This window comes from Bacillus sp. RE35 (assembly GCF_052146655.1).
Taxonomy (GTDB): domain Bacteria; phylum Bacillota; class Bacilli; order Bacillales; family Bacillaceae_G; genus Bacillus_A; species Bacillus_A cereus.
The window spans coordinates 5,072,879-5,099,700 of record NZ_CP197377.1 but is presented as its reverse complement, the minus strand read 5'-3'; the positions used below and the strand labels follow the sequence as shown (position 1 = coordinate 5,099,700).

Here is a 26,822-nt window from a genome sequence, read left to right as displayed (position 1 = left end):
TGTCAAAACTTCATTTCCTGTTTGTAGCATTGATGTAAGATAAGATTTGATTCTGAATTTAAAAGAGCGAGGTTACGTTGTTCTAGATGTTCTTCTTTAAATTGAAATAAAGGAAAAAGAAGAGCAGGCAATGTTCGAGGAGTTGGTACTACATATAATTGTTCAATTTGATCGAGTACATGTGCAGAATTAGTAGCAAGATGAAATCCCCAGTCAGTTCCGAAAGAAGGAACGATTGTATGATAACTCTTCACAGTTAATCCAGCGTGTTCAATTGTATTACCGATACTCCAATATACTAGAGGTGCATCAGCAGGTGAATTAGATTGACAGACGAAAGCCCCATCTTCTGTTAAGAATGTAGCTATACGAGCAAATAGTTCGCTTGTATATAAAGTACTTAATAATTCTGTCGCTGGGTCTGGAAAATCAATAATGATTACATCGTATAAAGATGAAGGTGAATTTAGAAATTCTTTTGCATCGCATACGTGCACGTTCACACGATTATCAAAAAAAGCATTTTTGTTTAAAGATACTATTTCTGGAACATTACGTGCCATATTAATCATTGCCTCGTCTAAATCAACAAGGTCTACATGTAGCACAGTTTCATATTTCAAAACTTCTCGTAAGGCAAGGCCATCGCCACCACCTAATATGAGAACACGTTTTGGATCAATTACTTTTGCCATAATCGGATGTACAAGTGCTTCATGATAAATTTGCTCATCAACGGAACTGAATTGTAGTTGCTTGTCCAAGTATAAGCGAACATCGTTTACTTGGACTAAATTAATATTTTGATAATTACTCTTTTCTTCAAATAGGCTCGTATGTTCACCAGCTTGTATTTCCTTTAGAGAAATTTCATCCCACACATCTAAGCTGTGTGAATCTGTAGGTACTATAGTTACATTTTCCGATTGTACTTGCTTATCTTGCTTATTCTGCTCATCCTGTTTGTCCTGTTTGTCTTGTATATCATGCTTGTCCTGCTGTTCTAGTTCAAATTTGTCAGAGTCTAATTCAGAACGCTTGTCTTTTTTATAGCTTGTTATTCTATAAATCTTTATTTTGCTTTGTTTTCTATGTTTTGGCATAGGAATCCCCTTTCGAATTGTGTTATTTTATTCTATTCTATTTTATTTTATTTTATTTTATGTAATCTAGTAGAGTATGCTTGGACAATAGAATAGATAGAAGACTGAGCTCAAGAAAATGTTGTTTTTTACTAGATTTCTACGATAAAAAATTTTTTTAGTGTTTTTTCATATTAAACATAACTAGACAACTAAACACTAATCTATTTTCATACAGTTATGTGTTAAAAGCGTGTTGTTTTATAACACACTGTGTGTTTTTTAGACGACACACTAATTGAAAGCGTTAACACACAAAGAAAATGCTCGAAAAAGCACTGATTTTAGTGGTTTTAAAAAGTTGGCACGCTAATTGCATTAATAAATAGCGTAAAGAAAAATAAATAAAACATAAATTTTTTATACTACACAAGGGGGATTTTCAAATGAATATTTTATTATGTTGCTCAGCAGGGATGTCTACAAGTTTACTAGTTACAAAAATGGAAGCGGCTGCAAAAGCTCGCGGTTTAGAAGGAAAGATTTGGGCTGTATCTGGGGATGCAGTAAAAACGAATATCGATCAAGCAGATGTATTATTACTAGGACCACAAGTTCGTTACATGCTTTCTTCAATGAAAACGCTTGCTGATGAGAGAAACGTTGGAATCGACGTTATCAATCCAATGCACTACGGCATGATGAATGGAGAAGCAGTTTTAGATCACGCATTAACACTTAAAAAATAATTAGGGGGGAAGCGAAATGCAAAAGTTTATTGCATTCATGGAGAAATATATTGTTCCTGTCGCTGGTAAAATCGGGTCGCAACGTCATTTAGCTGCGATCCGTGACGGATTTATCGCAGTTATGCCACTTATTTTAGTTGGTGCACTGGCATCACTAATTAATGGTTTTCCATCTGAGGCTTTCCAAGATTTCATGAAAGGTTTGTTTGGTGAAACGTGGAAACAAGTTGGCGGTGGAATGTGGACTGGTTCTTTCGCGATTCTAGCACTAATCATAGCATTTACAACAAGTTATAACTTAGCAAAATCTTACGGCGTTGATGGTTTGTCAGCAGGTATTATTTCATTTGGTGCGTTAATTATTCTTACGCCAACAACACCGAAAGAAGGCGGATTGAACTTAGCTTGGACAGGTGCACAAGGGTTATTCGTAGCAATTATTGTGGCACTCCTTGTTACTGAAGTATTCCGTTTCTTCGTACAAAGAAACATTACTTTTAAAATGCCTGATGGAGTACCACCAGCAGTTTTAAGATCTTTCGCAGCTATAGTTCCAGCATTTGTTATCTTAACAGTAGTTGCAGGTATTCAATTAGCAGTGAAATTAGCTGGTACAAGTGTTCATGAATTTATCTTTAATACGATTCAATCACCACTGCAAAGTTTAGCAGGGACATTACCAAGTGCAATTGTCATTGTACTCCTTGTTCATCTTCTTTGGTTCTTCGGTTTACATGGTCCAAATATCGTTGGTGGTATTATTGAGCCGTTATACTTACCAGCATTAGAGAAAAATATGAAGTTATTCCAAGGTGGCACATCTGCATTTGATGTTCCAAACATTGTTACAAAACCATTCTTTGATACTTTCGTATATCTTGGTGGTTCTGGTGCAACATTAGCGTTCTTAGTAGTTGTATTACTTGTAGCAAAAAGTGCACAATTACGCGGTGTATCCCGCTTATCAATTGGTCCAGGTGCATTCAACATTAACGAACCAGTAATCTTTGGTACACCAATTATTTTAAATCCAGTTTTATTCTTGCCGTTTATCATAACACCAATTGTATTGGTAATTACTTCTTATACAGCTATATCTATTGGTTGGGTACCAAAAACAGTTGCAATGATTCCATGGGCAACACCACCAATTATTAGTGGTTATCTTGTAACAGGTGGGCATCTTTCAGGTGCAATTCTACAGTTATTCAACTTTGTAATTGCGATGGTAATCTACTATCCATTCGTTGTATTGTGCGATCGTTCTGTTGTTCGTACTGAAAAAGCAGCAGCAAAAGGAAATAACAACTCTGTACCTATGTAACACAGTAATTGTTCTCACAGATAACACTATCTGTGAGGACAATCACCTTTATATCATGTTCAAAAAGATGAAACTCATCTACAAGAACACCAAACTATCATTCATAAAATAATAATGTAATAGAAATGTTCAAACTGAAGGGGTATTTAAATCGGTTGAACCTTATAGAGAGGGCGGTAATTATGATGACTACAGCAGAACAAATTCCATTCCAATTGATTTTAAATAGTGGTAACGCACGAAGCTTTGCGATGGAGGCACTTCAATTTGCCAAACAGGGGAAAATGGTAGAAGCAGATGAAGCGATGGTAAAGGCAAAAGAAGCGATTAATGAAGCGCATCATTTCCAAACAGAGCTCATACAATCAGAAGCAAGAGGAGAAAAAACAGAGGTTAGTGTTCTTTTAATTCACGCACAAGATCATTTAATGAATGCGATTACAGTGAAAGAATTAGCAGCAGAGTTTATCGATCTTTATAAAAAGCTTGAAGCGAAAGGGGAATAAAGCATGACTGGAATTAAAATTGCTACAATCGGCGGTGGATCTAGTTATACACCAGAGTTAATTGAAGGATTTATTAAGCGTTATGATGAACTGCCTGTTCGTGAAATTTGGTTAGTAGATATTGAGGCAGGAAAAGAAAAGTTAGAAATCGTTGGTAACTTAGCGAAACGTATGGTGAAAAAATCAGGTTTACCAATCGAGGTACATTTAACACTTGATCGTCGCGAGGCATTAAAAGATGCTGACTTCGTAACAACACAACTTCGCGTTGGTTTATTAGAAGCACGTGCAAAAGATGAAGCAATCCCATTAAAATATGATGTAATCGGTCAGGAAACGAATGGTCCTGGTGGTTTATTCAAAGCGTTGAGAACGATTCCTGTTATTTTAGATATTTGTAAAGATATGGAGGAGCTCTGTCCGAATGCATGGTTAATTAACTTTGCAAATCCAGCTGGTATGGTAACAGAAGCTGTTCTTCGTTATACAAATATTCAAAGAGTAGTTGGTCTATGTAACGTTCCAATCGGAATTCGTATGGGTCTTGCAAAATTACTTGAAGTAGATGCGAGTCGTGTTCACGTTGATTTCGCAGGTTTAAATCATATGGTATATGGATTAGACGTATATTTAGATGGCGTGAGTGTAATGGACCGTGTGTTAGAGCTTGTGACAGATCCAGAAAAGCAAATTACGATGGAAAATATCGCAGCGCTTAACTGGGAACCAGACTTTATTCGAGGACTTCGTGCAATTCCATGTCCATACCACCGTTACTACTACAAAACACGTGAAATGTTAGAAGAAGAGAAAGAAGCTTCTGTTGAAAAAGGTACACGTGCAGAAGTAGTAAAACAATTAGAAAATGATTTATTTGAGTTATATAAAGACCCGAACTTAGATATTAAACCACCACAATTAGAAAAACGTGGCGGAGCTTATTATAGTGATGCAGCATGTAGCTTAATTACGTCTATTTACAATAATAAAGGTGATATCCAGCCTGTTAATACACGAAACAACGGAACAATTGCAAGCTTACCACATGATTCAGCTGTTGAAGTGAACTGTATTATTACGAAAGAAGGCCCAAAACCAATTGCAGTGGGAGATCTTCCAGTACCAGTTCGCGGTTTAGTACAACAAATTAAATCATTTGAGCGCACAACAATTGAAGCTGCTGTTACAGGGGATTATCATAAGGCGCTGCTTGCTATGACAATCAATCCACTTGTACCATCAGATAAAGTTGCAAAACAAATTTTAGATGAAATGTTGGAAGCACATAAAGAGTATCTTCCGCAGTTCTTCAAAAAGGTAGAGAAGTAAAAGCGGCGCTATTTAGCCCGCTTTTTTTATTCTATTAGGAGGTATTATGATGATTAAGTTAATTGTAAATGCAGATGATTTCGGTCTTACAGAAGGTACAAATTACGGCATTATTGATGGGCATATAAATGGACTTGTAAATTCAACGACGATGATGATGAATATGCCAGGAACAGAGCATGCGGTACGCTTAGCGAAAGAGTACAACCTACTCGGAGTAGGCGTACATCTCGTATTAACGGCAGGAGAACCACTGTTAAAGGATGTACCGTCACTCGTAGGGGAAAACGGATCGTTTCATAAACAAAGTGTTGTAAGGGAAGGGAATATAAATCCAGAAGAAGTTGAGAGAGAATGGACTGCTCAAATTGAGAAGTTTTTATCTTACGGATTAACACCAACTCATTTAGATAGTCATCATCATGTGCATGGTTTACCGATCTTACATGATGTTCTTGAGAGATTAGCGGCTAAATATAATGTTCCGATTCGTCGTTGTGAGGAAGATAGAGCGGTGCATCCATTTTCTGATGTGTTTTACAGTGATTTTTATGCGGATGGTGTGACGGAAGATTACTTTGTGAAGTTAAAAGAAAGAGTACAAGGTGAACAAACGGTAGAAATTATGGTTCATCCAGCATATATTGATCCAGAGCTTGTGAAGCGTTCTTCTTACGTAATGGATCGTGTGAAGGAATTGCGTATTTTAACAGAGAGTGAGTTGCCAGAAGGCATAGAGCTTGTGAAGTTTTAATAGAAAAAACGACGGCTACATCATGCCGTCGTTTTTTATTTATAAAATGGACAGAATATATCCGCCAAAGGCTCCCAGTATAACGATAACCCAAGGTGGTGTTTTCCAAAAAGCTAGTAAGCAAAAAAGAAGCGAAGCGAAAACGAAATCTGAAGCATTTATAACTGTACTCGTCCAAATAGGATCGTAAAAAGCGGCAATTAAAATACCAACAACTGCGGCGTTAACACCAAGTAGTGCGCCTTGTATGAATGATATTTTTCTCACACTGTTCCAAAATGGTAAAACACCAATAACGAGTAAGAAAGCAGGGAGGAAAATCGCAATTGTTGCGAGTGTTGCCCCAAGCGTCCCGTTTAATACTGCTCCTATATAAGAGGCGAATGTAAATAGTGGTCCTGGTACTGCTTGTGTTAATCCGTATCCAGCTAGGAACTGTTCTTTCGTCATCATTCCGTTTTGTACGAACTCACCTTCAAGAAGGGGCAGCACGACGTGTCCTCCTCCAAATACAAGTGCGCCAGAACGATAGAAACTATCAAATAAAGCGATGTAATAAGAAAACGGTCTTAATATCGGTAGCAGCAGTAATAGTCCAAAGAATAAGACGAGACAAGAAACTGCTATCTTTTTTGAAATAGGTACTTTTATATTTTGTGATTGGCTAATTGGTTGGTTGCGATATAAAAACCAGCCGATAAAGCCACATATTATAATAAGGATGACTTGTGTCCAACTACTTGGCCATAATAAGGCAATTGCGGCAGTTACAATCGCAATCGTCGCACGGTTGCGATCTGGAGTTAACTTTCGCGCCATTCCCCATATGGCATGAGCGACAATAGCTACTGCTACAAGTTTTAGTCCATGAATCCAGCCAGCACTTCCAAGATCGAACTGATTAAGGAATGAGGCGAAGAAAACCAAAACAAGTACAGACGGTAAAGTGAATCCAATCCATGAAATAATAGCTCCTAATAGTCCGCCTCTTAATAATCCAACCCCCATACCGACTTGACTGCTGGCAGGACCAGGAAGGAATTGACATAGCGCTACTAAATCTCCATAGCTTCGTTCATCCATCCATTTTCTTTTTTGCACGTATTCGTGGTGAAAATAGCCGAGATGAGCGACAGGACCGCCGAATGAAGTAAGTCCTAATTTAAATGAGACGAGAAAAATCTCTAATAATGTGTGAAAGATGTGTTTGTTTTTTTTCAAAATAACCTCCTATAATGTTTTTCTATGTGCATTATACAAGAGACTTTCAATCTACAGGAACGATTTTAATGTAAAGATTTTGTGAATCTTTTCTTTGTAATTAAAAATTGAAAAAGTCATAAATGATTATGTCTAAACCATAAAGTAGTAGAAGTAGTGCTGGGAAATTTATATAAGGAGAATGCCTTATGACAACACATTTCTTTGCCAGGTTAACAGGTAAGAGGGAAGTGCCTCCTGTAAATACAGAAGCTTTTGGGGTAGCAGAGTTTATTTTTAGTGATGATTTAACGAAATTGCATTACAGAGTAATACTAAAAAATATAGAAAAGGTTACATCGTGTCAAATTCATTTAGGGAAGTCTACTCAAATTGGTCCTGTTGTTTTATATTTGTATGGTCCACTGGAGCAAGGGATTAGTTTGAACGAGGGAAGTATTACTGGTGTAGTGAATGTAGAGGATTTTGAGGGACCTTTACAAGGGAAATCATTTGTACATTTACTTCAAGAAATTATTCAAGCAAATGTATATGTTAATGTCCATACGAAATCACAAAAAAGAGGAGAAATAAGAGGGCGAGTTAGAAAAGTAAAGAAGTAGATGAAAAGGCTGTCCATATGTTGGAACAGCCTTTTCTCATTATATAAGGTGCTAGTTTTAGCGATTATTGTCGGTAAATCGATATGTTTTGAAAATCGCCGATATAACTCACGTTACGGTCGATATTTTTAAAAACGGCCTCAATTAATTTTTAACAGGCTGATTTTTAATAAAGAAGTCCATAACGTAAAATACTTCGTCATCAGGTATTTGTATTTCAAATGTATTTTCAATCGGTTGCAATGCTTTTTTTACTTTCATATACATCCAGTATTCATCTTGTCTTCTTTTCTCTTTATCAGGGTGAGGAAGAAGGCTTTCTCCTTTTTGAAGACGGTCAACCATACAGCTCATATGCAGAATAACCCCCATTAAGCTATCAGGAGTTAGCTGTAAGGAAATTAATTCTTGAATTGTATTTAATGCGTAACGAATTGTTTTAATAAGTAATGCCCCATCGTTACGCTGCATTTGTTGTTCAAGAATATCCGCCATTTTTGCATATGTTTCTTCATACGTAATTAATTCTTGAATGGGCTGAATCGCTGTGTAGTTTACGATGTCTTGGAAATGATATGTTAAGCACGGCACTTGCACATCGAAATTCGTGACGATACAAATGATATTACGCTCTTTTTTTATGTTCTCGATCATTTTCGTTAAATCTTTTTCATGGACGATACTAATCGGAATAATTTCAATTAAGTCTTTATCAAATCGTAAATAGTTCTCTAACATTTTTTGAATAGCTAAAGCACTTCCTTCACCAGTTAAACAAGCTGTTAAAATAACAGATTTCATTGGAGAGAGAGGTTTTTTCTTTTCTTCTTGTACGTTTAAGTAAAACGGTGTTAAATTTTTTACTGTTTCATACAGCGCATCTAATGAATAACCGAGCTGAGCTTTTCGAGCTGCTTCTAGTGCATGTGGTGTGCTCGTCATCGAGAGAACACGTACAGGGATTTTGAACTCCGTTTCTAATATGTCACCGATATAAGCAAGTGACCCCATATCGACAAGTAAGAGAAGCCCATTTACATTTTGTAGTGTTTTCATATACACTTTCACACGTTCCAAGAAATCTTTCGGTGATTCGTGTAACGGCATATCAATACCGGTTACTTCCTCAATGCCGAGAAGTTCGTTTGCAACGTTTGCCATTTCAGTTGCGATACCATTACCGTGTGCTAATATTAATACTTTTACTTCTGTTTGTGAGGCAGGAATTGGATCAACAACGAAGAACATTGTTAAAAAGCCAGCTTCATCAATAGGCATTGTTATTTGTAATTCTTCCTCCAGTAGTTGAATGCATTGCATAGCTACGGAAAAAGCTTCTTTATATTTCGTACGAATTTGATTTAATTGTGGGTGATGTATTTGTTTTCCGCTTTGTAAACGTTGTAGAGTTGTCTGTACATGTAAACTTAAAGCAAGAAATACTTTTTCATCAAACGTCTTAGATAAATGCTTTTCAGCAAGTTCCGCTATTTTTTCACATACGGAAACGATATTACGATCCACAATTTTAAAAACATTTTCATGGCTTGTTTTTTTGGATATTTGGTTAAAATATTGTACGAAAAAGCTTTGAACATCATTTTCTATTAGTAATTCTAATTCTTCCTCTTCGATACCACGTGCTTGAAGTTCTTCGTATTTATAGTCAATATAATCGTAAATAGAAGAGCGTTTTTCATCTTCTGTTTTATGATTACTCCAACCTTCCTCACCTGTAAATACAAATGTTTCATTTGGTATTTGGTATAAGTGACGGCTCTTCCTTTCAATGAACAACCCTTCTTTCATATACCAAGGTAAATCTGTACTTGAAACATAGACAGAATCACGTTTCTTTGTGACCAAATCAGAATAGGCTTTCGCACAGGCAATTTGAACATCTGTTTTTAATTGACCGATGTTATTGGGACAATTGTAAAAGACGAAAGCACGCATTGCATTTGGGCTAACGTGAATGTCTTTTCGCAGACGAATTGCTTCATTTGTGAAAAATAGCTGTAGTAAAGCAAAGCGCTCTTTATGTGTACGCTCACGAAGTGGTGGCAGCGTAACAGTCATCGGTATACGTCTTGTAAATGTTTTTAATAAAAATGAATTTGGTTCTTCTGTTGTTGCAGTAATGATTAATACTTGTGCTTTACGTTCGTTCTCTGTTTCTCCAAGGCGGCGGTATACTCCGCGGTCAATAAAGGTGAAAAGCATTTCTTGTCCCTCTGGAGGCAGGCGATGTACTTCATCTAAGAAAAGAATTCCTTCATGTGCTTTTTCAATTAACCCTTTTTGATCACTTGCTCCTGTATAAGCTCCTTTTTTAATCCCAAATAATTGCCCGAGTAGTAACTGTGGATTATTTGCATAATCAGCACAGTTAAAGACGATAAATGGTGCATCTTTGGGAAGCTGTTCAACTTCAATTGCATATTCGTGCATTAAAGAAGCAAACATAGACTTTCCGACCCCTGTTTCTCCCAGTAGTAAAGTATGCATACCGTTTGGAGGATAGAGAATAGAAGCTTTCGCTTTTTCAATTGCAATTTTAAGGCTCGTATTTTCAATTGCAAATGTATCCAATGAAGTTATGTCTTTTGAATGCGTTTCCAACGAAGTGTTCGTTTCTATGTAAAAACGAACAGGTCGCGTATTTGTTTTTAATAAACGTTTATCTTTTACAAGTTTGTTTAAATCGCTACTTACATTGGCGCGATCTAGTTGCAGAAATGTAGCGAGTTCTGATGCGGTTACACCTTCTGTATAATTGCCTTTTTGTATTGCGTTAAAAATGAGATCTATTCGTTTCATTTCTATTCACCTCGAAACTTCATCACTATTTAAAATTTTACACAAAAATGGGAAGGGTGGGAAGAGAAAAATAAAACAGCTTTAGCACATAGGCACTAAAGCTGTTACAATCTTGTGTCTTTCCAAAAATTCACCTTGAGATGAGAAGAAGGATTATAGGGAAGAAGTTTGTATCCTTGTGACTGTAAGTAATCAATTACTTTTGGCAGTATTTGTACGGTTACACTCGAATCATGCATTAAAATGACTTCGACTTGTTCATCACTTTGATTACGTACTCTTTCGAGTATGGCAGAAGGATTGTCATAGCTTTTCCAGTCGTATGTATCGATCGTCCAATCCCACATTTTATACTGGGCCGATACAAGTGCGTCACGGTAATTCTTCTTTAAGTAAGGCATACTACCATATGGAACGCGAACGAGATGTGTATTTAATTTCGTAACTTGCTGGACAATGCTTTGTGTTTGTTCCATTTCTGCAATTAAAGTGGAAGGGTCACCAGTGTAAAGGCGTTTTACATCATGTGACATACTGTGAAGTCCGATATAATGTCCGTCTTTAATTAATCGTTGCATTGTCTTTTTATAATGTGGTACTTTTCCACCAATAACAAAGAAAGTTGCTTTTCCGTTCTTTTCTTTTAAGATGTTTAAAATTTGTGTAGTATATTTGTTTGGCCCGTCATCAAATGTTAAGTACGCAATTTTTTGTGTAGGAGAAGTTGTTGCAGTATTTGGATGATATTCAGCAGGAATAACAATTGTTGCTTCAGTATTAGATGATACGTACATAGTAATCGTTAAAAATAAAATAATACATTGAAATACTCGCTTGATCATAACATTCACCCTCAGTTTGACAATCAAGATGTAAAAAAGAAAACTTGATACTTTTCTTATTATGTATATCTTTCTCCAATAGAGGAACTCTCAAACAATCTATATTTTGGAAATATAAAATGAGAATAAAAAATAGCATCCTCTTATAAGAAAGAGGATGCTATTTGAATATTTCATAATTGAAAAGGCTATACTACAATTAGTCTTCGCGTTTTTTCACTTTTTTATAAAAGGAAATGATTGGTTTGTAGCGTTCATGTACAAGCCCGATTATTTCAGCGATGATTTCTGTGAAGAAAATCAAAGCGAAAAGAAGAATAATGGATAGCCATAACGTTGCACTAGTGAAAATAATGGCATTTACACTAAAGAAAATACCGAATGCGTATATAATTAGTACCGTTTTGCGATGAGAGAATCCCATTGCAAGTAAGCGGTGATGTAAATGCGATTTATCTGGTGCTGAAATAGGTTTTTTATTTACGATACGACGGATGATTGCAAATATCGTATCAAATATAGGTACACCTAAAATGATAATTGGAACGATAAAACTGAATAACGTTACACTTTTGTATAATCCAAGTAACGATATAACAGAAATACAGTATCCTAAAAATAGTGCTCCTGTATCTCCCATGAAAATTTTTGCTGGATGGAAGTTGTAGAATAAAAATCCAATTGTACTTGCTAATATAATTAATGCGAGTGGCAAGATAATAGCTGTTCCAGTGCCCCATGGGCTAGTGAAGGCCATATATGCTAGCGTTGCAAGTACGATAGATGAAATCCCAGCAGATAATCCATCTAAGCCGTCAATTAAGTTGATTGCATTTGTAATACCTACAAGCCAAAATACTGTAATTGGATAAGCAAGCCATCCAAGTTCAGTATCCCCAAGGAATGGGATATATAATACTTGCACTAATAATCCACTTTTTACAATCATAATGGCAACTAACAGTTGTCCACCGAATTTTACTCTCGCAGATAACTCGTACATATCATCTAAAATTCCGATGATTACAATGATAATCGCACCTAGCGTTATCGATAACATTCTTTGCTCATATAAGCCGCCGACAACAAATCCTACAGCTACACCAATAAATATTGCTAACCCGCCAAGACGTGGCATAATCTTTTGGTGCACTTTACGTGCGTTTGGCTTATCTGTCGCTCCTATTTTAAAAGCTAATTTAATAACTAAAGGAGTAACGACGAGTACAGTGATGAAAGATGCCAAAATGGCATAAATCACTTGTGAGTCCATTAATACCCCACCCTTTATAGTCTAACGTAATTTTTTTTTGAAAATATATTTATCTGAAAATTATGATGTTTATTTACAGGCTCATAACATATGGTATCACAAAAAGATTAGAATTCAATCTTTTTTTCTTTTTACGGTTAATGGAAGCGAATAGAATATATGACAATTGTATATAGAATGTTGAATCATATAAGAAGGTTAATCGTACTGGACTTCGGAATGTGACATTTCTTCTTTTTCTTCGATAGTGAATACTTTTATTTCAGTATTATAAGTGTTGCACGTAGAAATGAGTAAGTTTCGTGTTAAAATGTGGGAATTTATCACGCGTGACGTGGCAGCCTGATTCTCACTGATTAAGTTTTACTTTATAGTGCATTTAATTTTACAAAAACTTTAAAAAAAGTAAGGGAAGTAATTCATATAATGAAGAAGGAAAAGGGTTTTCTCATTTTTAATATGAGAGGGGGAAGCGCAGGGAGAGTTCTATATTTCATATCTTTTCTATTGTAAATTCCTGTGCGAAAAGGAAATGAAAATTACGATAGTAGGTACTGGATATGTTGGATTGATTACAGGAGTAGGATTGGCAAAATTAGGGCATTCAGTTACATGTTTTGATATAGATGATGAAAAAATTGAACGGATAAAACAAGGGGATTTACCTATTTATGAGGTTAGATTACATGAATTAATAAATTATGCATATGAGAATAATGCTTTAACTTTTACATCAAATAAAGAAGAGGCATTTGATGATGTAGAGTTTATATTTATTGCAGTTGGAACACCACCTTTATTAGATGGGACGGCAGATTTAACGTATATTCAGAGTGCTTGTAACGATATTGGATTATATGCGACGAACGATATTATTGTTGTTACGAAAAGTACAGTTCCAGTAGGTACAAATGATGTAATGAAGGGATGGATTGAGGAGAAGTTAAAAGGGAGGCATACAGTACATATCGTATCGAATCCAGAGTTTTTGCGTGAAGGTTCAGGTATTTATGATTTCTTTCATGGAGATCGTATTGTAATTGGAGCGGATAGTGAGGAAGTAGCAAGAAGAGTAGAGAGTTTGTATAGTGAATTATGTTTAGAAACGTATGTTACAGATATTAAAAGTGCAGAGATGATTAAATACGCGTCGAATGCCTTTTTAGCTACAAAGATTAGTTTCATTAATGAAATTTCAAATATATGTGAGAAGGTAGGCGCGAATGTATTGGATGTTGCCAAAGGGATGGGAATGGATAAGAGAATTGGTGCATCTTTTTTAAATGCGGGCATTGGCTACGGAGGGTCGTGTTTTCCGAAAGATACGAAAGCGTTGGTGCAAATTGCGGGAAATGTTGCTCATGATTTTCGTTTGTTAAAAGCGGTTATTGAAGTAAATAATAAGCAACAGCTGCTATTGATTGAAAAAGCGAAAAAAGTTATGAACATGAGTAAAAAGCGGATTGCAGTTCTTGGCGCATCCTTTAAACCGAATACGGATGATATTAGAGAGGCATCATCTCTTATTATAATAGAAGCATTACTTAATATAGGTGCAGAAATTGTTCTTTACGACCCAAAAGCAATTCAATATGTAAAAAATATATTTGGAGATGCTATACAATATAGTAGATGTATAGATGAATCGATTAGAGATACGAGTGCGGTTTTTATCGTAACAGAATGGGAAGATATTCAAACTTATCCGTTAGAAAAGTACGTACAACTTATGAGGGAGCCTATTTTATTTGATGGGAGAAATTGTTATACTGATGAAGATGTTAAGAAACAAAAGATAGATTATTACTCGGTGGGAAGAAAAAGTATTTGTAATAGACATGTTTCTATTATGCGTTAAAAAGGGATGTACTCATGCATATTTTTATATGTCATAATAGAAGCTGTAAATAGTGAAAGAAAAGAGGCAATCACATGACTGAACGTTTAAAAGTAATGACAATTTTCGGGACACGTCCAGAAGCAATTAAAATGGCACCTCTTGTATTAGAGTTGCAAAAACACCCAGAAAAAATTGAATCGATTGTGACTGTAACAGCACAGCATCGCCAAATGTTAGATCAAGTATTAAGTATCTTTGGAATTACGCCAGATTTCGATTTAAATATCATGAAAGACCGCCAAACTTTAATTGATGTTACAACGCGTGGTTTAGAAGGTTTGGATAAAGTAATGAAAGAAGCGAAGCCGGATATTGTACTTGTACATGGTGATACAACAACAACATTTATTGCAAGCTTAGCTGCTTTTTATAATCAAATTCCAGTAGGTCATGTTGAGGCGGGCCTTCGTACGTGGGATAAGTATTCTCCATACCCAGAAGAGATGAATCGTCAATTAACAGGTGTAATGGCGGATCTTCATTTCTCACCAACAGCAAAATCAGCAACGAACTTACAGAAGGAAAATAAAGATGAGTCACGTATTTTCATTACAGGAAATACAGCGATTGACGCGCTACAAACGACTGTAAAAGAAACATATAGTCATCCTGTACTAGAGAAACTTGGGAATGATCGTCTTGTACTTATGACAGCTCACCGTCGTGAAAACTTAGGTGAACCGATGCGTAATATGTTCCGTGCAATTAAGCGTCTTGTTGATAAGCATGAAGATGTACAAGTTGTGTACCCTGTTCATATGAACCCTGTTGTTCGTGAAATAGCAAATGAAATTTTAGGTGAACATAACCGTATTCATTTAATTGAGCCGCTAGATGTAATTGATTTCCACAATGTTGCAGCTCGTTCATACTTAATGTTAACGGATTCTGGTGGTGTACAAGAAGAAGCTCCATCACTTGGGGTACCAGTTCTTGTTCTTCGTGATACAACAGAGCGCCCTGAAGGTATTGAAGCAGGTACGCTGAAATTAGCAGGAACAGACGAAGAGACAATCTTTGGTCTTGCTGATGAGTTGTTATCAGATAAAGAAGCTCATGATAAGATGGCGAAAGCATCTAACCCTTACGGTGATGGTCGTGCATCAGAGCGTATTGTAGAAGCGATTTTACAACACTTTAATAAGTAAATAAAAAGGGCCCAATCGGATAGATTGGGCCTTTTTTTTTACGGCTGATTGCGCATAATCCACTCTGCATGAGCATTTGTAGAAGGTGGCGGATCAGTTGGTGTTTTATTTTGGTTTGTCTCTTTTTTTGTTTGTTCGTTAGAGTTAGAACTTGAATCAGGATTTGAGTTGTTTTTTGTAGTTGGATTTTTTGCTTTTTCTCCTAATTCTTTTTCAATTTCGTTACGCACCGTTTCTACACTGATTGGATCTGGAAGGAAGTAATAAATACCGCCTATCTTTTTGTCTTCTCCTTCAAGCTTTAACGTTTGCATTGTAGAAGGATCAAATCCAGAAAGTTTATTGTAAAGAGCAAGTCCGTCTGAAATAGGAATGTCGGTTTTTATATATTTTCCAACGACAGCTGTTAAATCTTTAATTTTAAATACAGTAGAGGTGGAGTTTAGTTTATGAGCAACAGCGGCCAGTAATTGTCTTTGTCTAGCAGCTCGACCATAATCGCCATTTGGATCTTGCTTTCGCATACGGACGTAAGCAAGTGCTTCTTCACCGTTTAAGTTTTGCTGTCCTTGCTTAAATTGAATTTTTTTGTAGTAATCCACGTCAGAGCGCTCCCAGAAATCGAAGGGTACGTCAACGGTAACGCCGCCAACAGCATCAACGATACCTTTAAAGCCTTGGAAATCAATTTTCAGATAATGGTCTACAGGAACTTTTAGAAAGCCTTCGACAGTTTTGATTGCCATTTCTTCTCCGCCGTAAGCATGGGCAGCGTTAATTTTGTCTTCCTTATTTTTGCCAACAATTTTAACTCGAGAATCACGAGGAATACTCATAAGTGAAATCTTTTGCGTTTTTGGATTGACTGTTGCAAACATTAATGAGTCTGTACGACCATTTTGACCATCTGTCGCATAATCTTCTATACCCATAATGAGAATTGTAAAAGGTTCTTTTGTAATTTCTACATCTTTGTTTCTTAAATCTGATTTTTCACGAGTAAAACCACTATACATCCCCATGAGAGAAGAGTAAGAATTTAACACATAAACTCCTATGCTGCCAAATAAAAATGCGAAAATAAGGAAGAAGAAAAGTTTCCTTCTTCGCTTCTTTTTTATTCTGCTATTTTGGAGATGATAATAACGTTCTTCCATATATAATCTCCTTAGTTCGTTAGTTCATTTGTAGGGAAGTAATTCACTACATTAATCTTTGAAGGTGATAAATGGGTTATGCTTAGATAACATCTTGTTCTAAGTACAACATATCTCCTTCTGTAATTGTACATTTCCCGTTTGTTAATTCAATCATCCAATCTGTAAATGCTTGTTTGCCGTCTTCTTCTACATACGTATCAAATGTGACATTTTCTAGATAATGAATATTTTTAATGGCATATTTTGAATTGCGTAATTCATTTTCCACTTTGCCAAGTAATGTGTAATCAATCTCGGTTTGCATCACACGCATTAGTTTTCGCTGGACAACACCGACATGATTAATGCCTTCGCTTGTACACTTTCCATATGCACGAATTAATCCACCTGCACCAAGTTTAATGCCACCAAAATAGCGTGTTACAACAACAACGGTATCTTTTAGTCCACGTTTTTTAAGTACTTCCAGCATTGGTACGCCAGCTGTACCGCTAGGCTCGCCGTCATCATTTGCTTTTTGAATATGATCTTGTTCGCCAATTAAATAAGCGGAACAATTATGTGTTGCATTCCAATGTTGTTTTTTTATTTTTTGTATAAATTCTTGAGCCTCTTCCTCAGTCGTTGCTCGGCTAATATAACAAATAAATCTTGATTTTTGAATGACGATTTCGTGTTCGCCGTAGTCTTTGATTGTTAAATATTGTAATAGCACTTGTGTACGCCCCTATCTATCAAAATGACTAGTACTTTCCATTTTAAAAGCGAGCCTTTTTATATTCAAACATTTTTTCTAAATATGCTGAAGTTTTTGGTGAGTATTTTATCTTTTTGTTGTAATTTGTCGAGATGGTAGGTATAATTTCAACCGGCATTTTCATGTATGGATGCACCATTTGTAGTTTTCGTGTAAAATTAGGAAATAAAACTTTTTATAAGGCAGGTACGAAAATGAAAATAGCTATTGTTACTGATAGTACGGCATATATACCGAAGCAAATTCGTGATGAACTCAATATATATATGATTCCATTAAACGTTGTGTTTGGAACAGAATCTTATCAAGAAGAAGCTGAAATTTCAGCAGATGATTTTTATGTGAAAGTACGTGAACAAGAGGAACTTCCAAAAACTTCTCAACCAGCAATCGGAAAGTTTGTTGAGCTATATGAAGAACTAGCTAAAGATTATGATGCAGTTATTAGTATTCACCTATCAAGTGGAATTAGTGGTACATATCAAACATCAACGACAGCTGGACAGATGGTAGAGGGTATTGATGTATACACGTATGACTCTGAAATTAGTTGTGAAGTACAAGGATTTTATGTGCGTGAAGGTGCAAAGTTAGCAAGTGAAGGAAAGAACCCAAAAGAGATTATCGCTCGTTTTGATGAAATGAAGAAAACGATGGACGCCTATTTTGTAGTTGATGATTTACATCATTTACAACGTGGTGGTCGATTGAATAGCGCGCAAGCTTTCATCGGCAGTCTGTTACAAGTGAAGCCAGTTTTATATTTTAGAGATAAAATCATTATTCCGTTTGAAAAGATTCGTACACGTAAAAAAGCATTAAAACGTATCATTGAAATTTTTGATGAGCAAGCAAGTAAAGGTGTACCTATGGAAGCAGTTATCATTCATGCACAACGTGAAGAAGAAGCGAATGAATGGAAGAAAGAATTAGAAGCAAAATATCCTCACGTCACAATTCGTACAGGTTATTTTGGAGCTGTAATTGGTACGCACTTAGGTGAAGGTGCATTAGGTCTTGGATGGTATACGAAGTAATAAAGATATAAAAAGCTCTCTTTTTAAGAGGGTTTTTTTACGGGTATGTTACGTTTGGTTGACAAGTTAATATTTGGAAATGGTAAAATGTACGTAAAATAAAATAATGAGGAAAGTTTTATAACTTACTTTTTACAAGAAACTATATTATAATAGAAGAGAGGTGAAACATATGGAGCATAATTCTTGTTTATGTCCAAAGTTTGAGTCAGCTTTTACTCTGCTTAGTAAGAAGTGGACTGGCTTAATTATTAAATCTTTGCTTGAAGAGTCGAAACGTTTTAGAGAAATCGCAGATATTATCCCAAATATGAGCGATCGTATGTTGTCAGAGCGTTTGAAGGAATTGGAAAGCGAGGGCATTGTAGTTCGTAATGTCTATCCAGAAGTACCAGTTCGAATCGAGTATGGCTTAACTGACAAGGGGAAAGCGTTAGAAAGTGTTATGGATGAGGTCCAAAATTGGGCTGAGAAATGGATGAAGTAGCATTTCATTTGTATTCGTATATTTAATAAAACGTAAGGGATTCCTTACGTTTTTTCTTTGTTTATAGAAGTAAGAAAAGTATGTAAATTTCTACACACACATACAAAAATATACGAATTTTGCGCTAGAGCTACATATAATATTACATTTGTTTTACAAAAACGTAACATTAGCAAAAAAAATCCCGAATTATGGTATAAATTTTATAGGTTATATACGGAAAAAGAAAAAAGAAAGCGGTGTAAAAAATAAAATGAAAAAGCTAAAAATGGCATCTTGCGCATTAGTTGCAGGGTTAATGTTTTCTGGGCTAACACCAAATGTATTTGCAGAAGATAAAATTTCTGACGTGAAATCACAAATTAATACACAAAATGACACTTTACATAAACAACAACAAGAACGTGATGAATTACAAAACCAAATGAATGACTTAAACAAAACAATTCAAGGTTTAGATAAATCTGTTCAAGAGAATGCTGCAAAGCTTGATGAAACAATGAAAAAAGTTTCTGATACTGAGCAATTAATTGAAAAGAAAAATAAAGATATTGCAGAATTACAAACAAAGATTGCAAAACGTGAAGAGCTATTAAGAAAGCGTTTAGTTGCACTTCAAGAACAACCAAATACGAACGTTGTAACAGAAGTTCTTGTAAACTCTAAAAACGTTGCTGATTTAGTTGATCGTTTAACTTCAGTTTCTAAAATTCTTGAGTCTGATGAAGATATCATGAAAACACAACAAGAAGACCAAGCTAGTGTGAAAAAAGATGTTGCAACGGTAAAAGAGAAACAAAAAGAATTAAAAGAAGCACAAGCTCAAATTGAAACTGCTAAGAAAGAACTTGACGCTGAAAAAGAGAAAAAAGCAACAGCGGTAAACGATTTAAGCGGTAAAATGGATACAGTTGTAACTTCAATGACAAGTACGGAAGGTCAATTGAAAGAGCTTGAGAAACAAGCACTGCAATTACAACGCATTGCAGAAGAAGAAGCACAAGCAAAAGCTGCACAAGAAGCTGCTGCTCAAAAACAAGCAGAGCAAGCTGCTAAAGCTGCGCAAGCTCAACCAGCACAAGCACCTGCAGAGCAAGCTGCACCAGCAAACAATGGTGGACAAGCTCAAAAAGAAGAACCTAAAAAAGAGGAACCAAAAAAAGAAGAGCCTAAGAAAGAAGCACCTAAACAAGAAGAGAAAAAGCCAGCTCCAACACCAGATTCAAATCCGACTCCGGGCGTAATTGGTAAGGCAAAGCAATACTTAGGTATGCCATATGTTTGGGGAAGTGCATCTCCATCAAACGGTGGTTTTGACTGTAGTGGATTCATTTCTTACATTTTTGGTGTAGGTCGTCAAGACGTTAATGGTTACTGGAATTCTGTTTCAAAAGTAAGTAGCCCGCAACCGGGAGACTTAGTATTCTTCCAAGGTACTTATAAAGCAGGTCCATCTCACATCGGTATTTACGTTGGTAATGGCCAAATGATCCATGCTAGTGATAAAGGAATTGCGTACGGTGATATTAACAGTTCGTATAACAAAAAACATTTCTTAGGATACGGTCGATTCTAGGATTTATAAAAGAATAAAACAAGTGTATAAAGTCGATAGCTTACTATTTTATAAGTAGGTTATCGGCTTTTTTGAGTTTTTACGAGATGATGAGAAAGGTTTATAGTAGTGCTGGAGGTGATTGTTGATGGTAGCGGGGAAACAGTTGCTATTAGAAGAACTTTCTTCAGATTTACAGAGGAAATTAAACGATTTGAAAAAGAAGGGAGAGATCGTATGTGTACAAGGTGTAAAAAAGAAGAATTCTAAATATATGTGCCAACGCTGTGGAAATGTAGATCGGCGGCTATTTGCGTCGTTTTTATGTAAAAGGTGCAGTAAAGTGTGCACATATTGCCGGAAGTGTATAACGATGGGGAGAGTAAGTGAATGTACTGTACTTGTTCGCGGGATTGCTGAAAGAAAGAGAGAAAAGAATTCAAATTTGTTACAGTGGAACGGGACGTTGTCTACTGGCCAGAATTTGGCGGCGCAAGGAGTTATAGAGGCTATTAAGCAAAAAGAATCATTTTTTATTTGGGCTGTATGCGGGGCTGGGAAAACAGAGATGTTGTTTTACGGTATTAACGAAGCGCTTCAAAAAGGAGAAAGAGTTTGTATCGCAACGCCAAGAACGGATGTTGTTTTGGAATTAGCACCGAGATTACAAGAAGTATTTCCATATATAAAGGTAGTGGCTTTATATGGAGGGAGTGTAGATAAAGAAAAAGATGCAGTACTAGTCGTTGCGACCACGCATCAATTATTACGTTATTATAGGGCGTTTCATGTCATAGTTGTAGATGAGATAGATGCTTTTCCATATTGTGCAGATCAAATGTTACAGTACGCGGTAAAACAAGCGATGAAAGAAAAAGCGGCGCGTATTTATTTAACTGCGACTCCAGATGAAACGTGGAAGCGAAAATTTAGAAAAGGTGAACAAAAAGGTGTTATTGTTTCTGGACGATATCACCGTCATCCGTTGCCAGTTCCTCTATTTTGCTGGTGCGGAAATTGGAAGAAAAGCCTCAACCGTGAAAGAATTCCTCGAGTTTTACTACAATGGTTAAAGATGTACTTAAACAAAAAGTATCCTGTTTTTTTATTCGTTCCCCATGTACGATATATAGAAGAAATAAGCTCGTTATTGAAATCATTGCATAATAAAGTTGAAGGGGTACATGCAGAAGATCCGATGAGAAAAGAGAAAGTCGCAGCGTTCAGAAAGGGAGAAATCCCATTATTAGTTACAACGACAATTTTAGAGCGAGGCGTAACGGTGAAAAATTTGCAAGTTGCAGTTTTAGGGGCGGAAGAAGAAATATTTTCAGAAAGTGCGCTCGTACAAATTGCGGGCCGAGCAGGGCGGAGCTTTGAAGCACCGTATGGAGAGGTCATTTATTTTCACTATGGCAAGACAGAGGCGATGGTGCGCGCGAAAAAACATATTCAAGGTATGAATAAAAATGCGAAAGAACAAGGATTGATCGATTAATGCATTGTTTACTTTGTGATGAGTATTTTGTAGAAAAGGTTAGTTGGTACACTTTTTTTGTAAAGTGTCATAGAAAATATATATGTGATAGATGTGAGCAGAAACTTTCCTATATTATAGGAGAAATTTGCATGGAGTGCGGGCGACCTTTAGAATTTGTTCCTGCCTCATTTCAAGAAGACGGTATTTGTATAGATTGTATAAGGTGGATGAAAGAGGAGAAGTATCGTTCTTTTAAAAACCGTTCGTTATATATGTATGATGATAAGATGAAAGAAATAGTAGCGCAGTTTAAGTTTCGGGGGGATGCAGAGTTAGTGCACATTTTTTATCGTCCTTTTCGAAGTTTATTTCAAAAGTGTTTTGCCAATGTTTCAACTGTTATCGCTGTTCCGCTTAGTAAGGAAAGGGAAGTTGAACGTGGTTTTAATCAAGCTGAGTTATTAGCAACTTGTTTGCCTGTCAAAATTTCTTATCCATCATTAAGAAGAAGGGAAACAGAAAAGCAAAGTAAGAAGACACGTAAAGAAAGGGTGTCAGGAAGCAATCCTTTTTATTTTCAGGGAGAAGAGATGTTTTCTGGGCAACATATTTTACTCGTTGATGACGTGTATACGACAGGGATTACGGTTAGGCAAATCGGAAGTTTGTTATATGAAAGAGGGGCAAGGGAAGTATCTAGTTTGACACTTTGTAGAAGTTAATATGACAGTGTCGAAAGGGATAATAAAAAGGCGATAAGTCTTCTTTGACTTCATATGTTGTCATTCGTTATAGTCAAAATATGGGGCGAATGCCCTGATTTTTAGAGTGAAGGGAATGGAATGAACATGCAAGGAAGAGTGAAATGGTTCAATGCAGAAAAGGGATTTGGGTTTATTGAGCGTGAAGATGGTGACGATGTATTTGTCCATTTTTCTGCTATTCAACAAGATGGGTATAAGTCATTGGAAGAAGGGCAACAAGTAGAGTTTGACATTGTAGATGGAGCACGTGGACCACAAGCAGCTAATGTTGTGAAACTGTAGGGTATATTGTTTTGGGAAGAGAAAGCTGCGTTTGTGGCAACGTTATATATATGTAGTAGAACCTCTTGTTTTTCGCAAGGGGTTTTTGTTATAGGGTAAGTTGTCAAAAAGTTGTTTCTTTTCTGTAACGAATTGTCCACAGAAATATTCGTTATTCACGATGTTAATAGGATAAAATAAAGATAGAAACGATGCATCTTTTCATTTCAACAAAAAACGATAAAAAAATCGCAATTCCACTAATTTTTTTAAAAAAGTTAGAAGGAGTTTTTAAGCCAATGTCGAAATTATAGTACATAGGCTTGAAAGGAGGAATTCATCTATGAAATTCAACATTCGTGGTGAAAATATTGAAGTAACTCCAGCATTAAAGGAATATGTAGAGAAAAAACTAAGTAAGTTAGAGCGTTATTTTGATACATTCCCAGAGATTAAAGTTAATTTAAAAGTATACTCTGACAAGCAACGTGTCGAGGTAACAATTCCATTTACTGATTTATTACTTCGTGCAGAAGAAACTAATAGCGATATGTACGCTGCTATCGATTTAGTAGTTGATAAAATTGAGCGACAAATTCGTAAACATAAAACAAAAGTAAATCGTAAGTTACGTGAGAAAGGTTCTATAAAAACGAACTTTATCCTTCCGGAAGCAGTAGCTGTTTTGGATGAGGTAGAAGAAGATGAATTAGAACTTGTACGTACAAAACGATTCGATTTAAAACCGATGGACGTTGAAGAGGCAATCCTACAAATGGATATGCTAGGACATAATTTCTTCGTCTTCACAAATGCTGATACAAATGAAACTAATGTTGTATATGGCCGTAAAGATGGGAAATACGGTTTAATCGAAACTAAATAATAATTCGAAAGCGCAGCCGAATGAGGCTGCGCTTTTTTTGCTGAAAATAGATTTTTAAAAAACTTTTCTTAATTTAGAACGAGACAATCGGCCGATTGTTGTCATAGTTATAAGACAAGTGTTACAATTATCATTAGGTATATACATTTTAGTTTTTTTAATTAGGAGAAAAATTGGCATAACATACATTTGATTTTTATAACGACTGATTGTAATAGAGAAAAAGAAAAACAATCGGAAGTTTTATTTTAATAAAAAGAGGAGCGTATTTCCTATGATCGGTATTTTAAAAAAGGTGTTTGATGTAAATCAACGCCAAATTAAACGTATGCAAAAGACAGTTGAGCAAATTGATGCATTAGAGTCATCTATTAAGCCACTAACTGATGAACAATTAAAAGGAAAGACGCTTGAATTTAAAGAACGTCTAACAAAAGGTGAAACAGTAGATGATTTACTACCTGAAGCTTTTGCAGTTGTTCGCGAAGCGGCAACTCGTGTTCTTGGAATGCGTCCATATGGCGTACAGTTAATGGGTGGTATTGCCTTACATGAAGGGAATATTTCTGAGATGAAAACGGGTGAAGGTAAAACGTTAACATCTACATTACCTGTATATTTAAATGCTTTAACAGGAAAAGGTGTTCACGTTGTTACAGTCAATGAATATTTAGCACAACGTGATGCGAGCGAAATGGGACAACTTCATGAGTTCCTTGGCTTAACGGTAGGAATTAACTTAAATAGTATGTCACGCGAAGAGAAACAAGAGGCTTATGCTGCTGATATTACGTATAGCACAAATAATGAGCTTGGATTCGATTACTTACGTGATAACATGGTTTTATATAAAGAGCAGTGCGTTCAACGTCCACTTCACTTTGCTATTATCGATGAAGTCGATTCTATTTTAGTCGATGAAGCACGTACGCCGCTTATTATTTCAGGACAAGCTCAAAAATCAACAGAGCTATACATGTTTGCAAATGCATTTGTTCGTACGTTAGAAAATGAAAAAGATTATTCATTTGATGTGAAAACGAAAAATGTAATGCTAACAGAAGATGGTATTACGAAAGCAGAGAAAGCTTTCCATATTGAAAACTTATTCGATTTAAAACATGTAGCACTTCTTCACCATATTAATCAGGGGCTTCGTGCACACGTTGTTATGCATCGTGATACAGATTATGTTGTACAAGAAGGTGAAATTGTAATTGTAGACCAATTCACTGGTCGTCTTATGAAAGGTCGTCGTTATAGCGAAGGATTACACCAAGCGATTGAAGCAAAAGAAGGTGTAGAAATTCAAAATGAAAGCATGACGCTTGCAACAATTACATTCCAGAACTACTTCCGTATGTATGAAAAATTATCTGGTATGACTGGTACAGCGAAAACAGAGGAAGAGGAATTCCGTAACATTTACAATATGAACGTTATTGTAATTCCGACAAACAAACCGATTATTCGTGATGATCGTGCCGATTTAATCTTTAAATCAATGGAAGGTAAGTTCAATGCTGTTGTTGAGGATATTGTAAATCGTCATAAAAAAGGGCAACCTGTTCTTGTAGGTACAGTTGCAATTGAAACTTCAGAGCTTATTTCAAAAATGTTAACGCGTAAAGGTGTACGTCATAACATCTTAAATGCGAAAAACCATGCTCGTGAAGCAGATATCATTGCAGAGGCTGGTATTAAAGGTGCTGTAACAATCGCGACGAACATGGCAGGTCGTGGTACAGATATTAAGCTTGGAGACGATGTGAAAAACGTTGGTTTAGCAGTTATCGGTACAGAGCGTCACGAAAGTCGTCGTATTGATAATCAGTTACGTGGTCGTGCTGGTCGTCAAGGGGACCCTGGTGTTACGCAGTTCTACTTATCGATGGAAGATGAATTAATGCGCCGATTTGGTTCAGATAATATGAAAGCAATGATGGACCGCCTTGGTATGGATGATTCTCAGCCGATTGAAAGTAAAATGGTTTCTCGTGCGGTAGAATCTGCACAAAAACGTGTTGAAGGAAATAACTATGATGCACGTAAGCAGTTACTGCAATATGATGATGTACTTCGTCAGCAACGTGAAGTTATTTACAAACAGCGTCAAGAGGTAATGGAGTCTGACAACTTACGCGGCATTATTGAAGGTATGATGAAATCTACAGTAGAACGTGCTGTTGCTCTTCATACACAAGAGGAAATTGAAGAAGATTGGAACATTAAAGGTCTTGTTGACTACTTAAATACAAACCTTCTTCAAGACGGAGATGTAAAAGAAGAAGAATTACGTCGCCTTGCTCCTGAGGAAATGAGCGAGCCAATTATTGCGAAATTAATTGAGCGATACAATGAAAAAGAAAAGCTTATGCCAGAAGAGCAAATGCGTGAGTTTGAGAAGGTTGTTGTATTCCGCGTTGTAGATACGAAATGGACAGAGCATATTGATGCGATGGATCACCTTCGTGAAGGTATTCATTTACGTGCTTACGGTCAAATCGATCCACTTCGTGAGTACCAAATGGAAGGGTTCGCGATGTTCGAGTCAATGGTTGCTTCTATTGAAGAGGAAATTTCTCGTTACATTATGAAAGCTGAAATTGAACAAAACTTAGAACGTCAAGAAGTTGTTCAAGGTGAAGCTGTTCATCCTTCTAGCGATGGCGAAGAAGCAAAGAAAAAGCCAGTTGTAAAAGGTGACCAAGTGGGCCGCAATGATTTATGTAAATGTGGTAGTGGTAAAAAATATAAAAACTGCTGTGGTATCGTTCAGTAATATAGGACGATAGCTTTGGCTGTTTTGCAAACTTTTATATCAAAAATGTATAATTAAGAAGGATTAAACTCTCTCCGTAATAAGTGGAGAGAGTTTCCCTTGT

At 36.2% G+C, this 26,822-nt stretch carries 23 protein-coding genes; 16 read left to right on the top strand and 7 right to left on the bottom strand.

From position 1 onward, the window contains the following. Window positions 1-2: 2 nt before the first annotated feature. Window positions 3-1,103, bottom strand: a complete 1,101-nt coding sequence (locus ACTL4X_RS26170; RefSeq protein ID WP_001123965.1) for a polyamine aminopropyltransferase — start codon at window positions 1,101-1,103, stop codon at window positions 3-5. Between the two features lie 425 nt (window positions 1,104-1,528). Between ACTL4X_RS26170 and ACTL4X_RS26165 the strand changes: the two genes are divergently transcribed. From ACTL4X_RS26165 to chbG, 5 genes are all read left to right on the top strand, one after another. Continuing rightward, on the top strand, window positions 1,529-1,831 hold the full coding sequence (locus ACTL4X_RS26165; RefSeq protein ID WP_001023569.1) for a PTS sugar transporter subunit IIB: 303 nt from the start codon (window positions 1,529-1,531) through the stop codon (window positions 1,829-1,831). Window positions 1,832-1,847: 16 nt separating this feature from the next. After that, a complete protein-coding gene (gene celB, locus ACTL4X_RS26160; RefSeq protein ID WP_086402100.1) occupies window positions 1,848-3,155 on the top strand; it encodes a PTS cellobiose transporter subunit IIC in 1,308 nt (435 codons plus the stop codon). A 182-nt stretch (window positions 3,156-3,337) separates the two neighbouring features. After that, on the top strand, window positions 3,338-3,661 hold the full coding sequence (locus ACTL4X_RS26155) for a PTS lactose/cellobiose transporter subunit IIA (RefSeq protein ID WP_000989059.1): 324 nt from the start codon (window positions 3,338-3,340) through the stop codon (window positions 3,659-3,661). A gap of 3 nt (window positions 3,662-3,664) precedes the next feature. Then, entirely contained in the window at window positions 3,665-4,990 is a 1,326-nt protein-coding gene (gene celF / locus ACTL4X_RS26150; RefSeq protein WP_000145750.1) for a 6-phospho-beta-glucosidase, read from the top strand. 49 nt (window positions 4,991-5,039) lie between these two features. Then, window positions 5,040-5,744: a chitin disaccharide deacetylase gene (chbG, locus tag ACTL4X_RS26145; protein WP_000593496.1), complete on the top strand. Its 705-nt coding sequence runs from the start codon at window positions 5,040-5,042 to the stop codon at window positions 5,742-5,744. A 39-nt stretch (window positions 5,745-5,783) separates the two neighbouring features. On the opposite strand, the gene ACTL4X_RS26140 is transcribed toward chbG, so the two are convergent. Further along, entirely contained in the window at window positions 5,784-6,965 is a 1,182-nt protein-coding gene (locus ACTL4X_RS26140; protein WP_000739648.1) for a chromate transporter, read from the bottom strand. A 188-nt stretch (window positions 6,966-7,153) separates the two neighbouring features. On the opposite strand from ACTL4X_RS26140, the gene exsM reads away from it, so the two are divergent. After that, window positions 7,154-7,567, top strand: coding sequence for an exosporium regulatory protein ExsM (gene exsM, locus ACTL4X_RS26135; RefSeq protein ID WP_000207046.1), 414 nt, complete (start codon window positions 7,154-7,156; stop codon window positions 7,565-7,567). A gap of 144 nt (window positions 7,568-7,711) precedes the next feature. Here the strand turns inward: exsM and ACTL4X_RS26130 are convergent, their stop codons facing one another. The 3 genes from ACTL4X_RS26130 to ACTL4X_RS26120 form a co-directional block, all read right to left on the bottom strand. Next, entirely contained in the window at window positions 7,712-10,387 is a 2,676-nt protein-coding gene (locus ACTL4X_RS26130; protein ID WP_000820967.1) for a PRD domain-containing protein, read from the bottom strand. Between the two features lie 104 nt (window positions 10,388-10,491). Then, window positions 10,492-11,229, bottom strand: a complete 738-nt coding sequence (locus tag ACTL4X_RS26125; RefSeq protein WP_086402102.1) for a polysaccharide deacetylase family protein — start codon at window positions 11,227-11,229, stop codon at window positions 10,492-10,494. Between the two features lie 199 nt (window positions 11,230-11,428). Next, window positions 11,429-12,502 carry a glycosyltransferase family 4 protein gene (locus ACTL4X_RS26120; RefSeq protein ID WP_000378319.1) on the bottom strand — a complete coding sequence of 358 codons (1,074 nt, stop codon included), beginning with the start codon at window positions 12,500-12,502 and terminating at the stop codon, window positions 11,429-11,431. Window positions 12,503-13,034: 532 nt separating this feature from the next. Between ACTL4X_RS26120 and ACTL4X_RS26115 the strand changes: the two genes are divergently transcribed. Next, window positions 13,035-14,360 (top strand): UDP-glucose dehydrogenase family protein, encoded by a 1,326-nt coding sequence (locus ACTL4X_RS26115; protein ID WP_086402103.1) that lies wholly within the window; start codon window positions 13,035-13,037, stop codon window positions 14,358-14,360. A gap of 74 nt (window positions 14,361-14,434) precedes the next feature. Next, window positions 14,435-15,550 carry a non-hydrolyzing UDP-N-acetylglucosamine 2-epimerase gene (gene wecB / locus ACTL4X_RS26110; RefSeq protein ID WP_000140145.1) on the top strand — a complete coding sequence of 372 codons (1,116 nt, stop codon included), beginning with the start codon at window positions 14,435-14,437 and terminating at the stop codon, window positions 15,548-15,550. Window positions 15,551-15,588: 38 nt separating this feature from the next. On the opposite strand, the gene ACTL4X_RS26105 is transcribed toward wecB, so the two are convergent. Further along, window positions 15,589-16,707, bottom strand: coding sequence for an LCP family protein (locus ACTL4X_RS26105; RefSeq protein WP_000392799.1), 1,119 nt, complete (start codon window positions 16,705-16,707; stop codon window positions 15,589-15,591). Window positions 16,708-16,789: 82 nt separating this feature from the next. Beyond that, window positions 16,790-17,425: a YigZ family protein gene (locus tag ACTL4X_RS26100; protein WP_086402104.1), complete on the bottom strand. Its 636-nt coding sequence runs from the start codon at window positions 17,423-17,425 to the stop codon at window positions 16,790-16,792. A gap of 236 nt (window positions 17,426-17,661) precedes the next feature. Between ACTL4X_RS26100 and ACTL4X_RS26095 the strand changes: the two genes are divergently transcribed. The 8 genes from ACTL4X_RS26095 (at window position 17,662) to secA (ending at window position 26,719) form a co-directional block, all read left to right on the top strand. Further along, on the top strand, window positions 17,662-18,504 hold the full coding sequence (locus ACTL4X_RS26095) for a DegV family protein (RefSeq protein WP_000684725.1): 843 nt from the start codon (window positions 17,662-17,664) through the stop codon (window positions 18,502-18,504). Between the two features lie 172 nt (window positions 18,505-18,676). After that, complete coding sequence (locus ACTL4X_RS26090; RefSeq protein ID WP_000400857.1) at window positions 18,677-18,991, top strand: winged helix-turn-helix transcriptional regulator; 315 nt, start codon at window positions 18,677-18,679, stop codon at window positions 18,989-18,991. A gap of 148 nt (window positions 18,992-19,139) precedes the next feature. Then, window positions 19,140-20,567, top strand: coding sequence for a C40 family peptidase (locus ACTL4X_RS26085; protein WP_140161684.1), 1,428 nt, complete (start codon window positions 19,140-19,142; stop codon window positions 20,565-20,567). A gap of 127 nt (window positions 20,568-20,694) precedes the next feature. After that, entirely contained in the window at window positions 20,695-22,044 is a 1,350-nt protein-coding gene (gene comFA / locus ACTL4X_RS26080) for an ATP-dependent helicase ComFA (protein ID WP_000225362.1), read from the top strand. Continuing rightward, on the top strand, window positions 22,044-22,748 hold the full coding sequence (locus ACTL4X_RS26075) for a ComF family protein (RefSeq protein WP_002183001.1): 705 nt from the start codon (window positions 22,044-22,046) through the stop codon (window positions 22,746-22,748). Before comFA ends, ACTL4X_RS26075 begins: the two co-directional genes overlap by 1 nt. 126 nt (window positions 22,749-22,874) lie before the next feature. Further along, window positions 22,875-23,072 carry a cold shock protein CspC gene (cspC, locus tag ACTL4X_RS26070; protein WP_001990088.1) on the top strand — a complete coding sequence of 66 codons (198 nt, stop codon included), beginning with the start codon at window positions 22,875-22,877 and terminating at the stop codon, window positions 23,070-23,072. Window positions 23,073-23,394: 322 nt separating this feature from the next. Beyond that, window positions 23,395-23,937 carry a ribosome hibernation-promoting factor, HPF/YfiA family gene (gene hpf / locus ACTL4X_RS26065; RefSeq protein WP_000671185.1) on the top strand — a complete coding sequence of 181 codons (543 nt, stop codon included), beginning with the start codon at window positions 23,395-23,397 and terminating at the stop codon, window positions 23,935-23,937. Between the two features lie 274 nt (window positions 23,938-24,211). Next, window positions 24,212-26,719: a preprotein translocase subunit SecA gene (gene secA, locus ACTL4X_RS26060; protein WP_000579385.1), complete on the top strand. Its 2,508-nt coding sequence runs from the start codon at window positions 24,212-24,214 to the stop codon at window positions 26,717-26,719. Window positions 26,720-26,822: the final 103 nt, after the last annotated feature.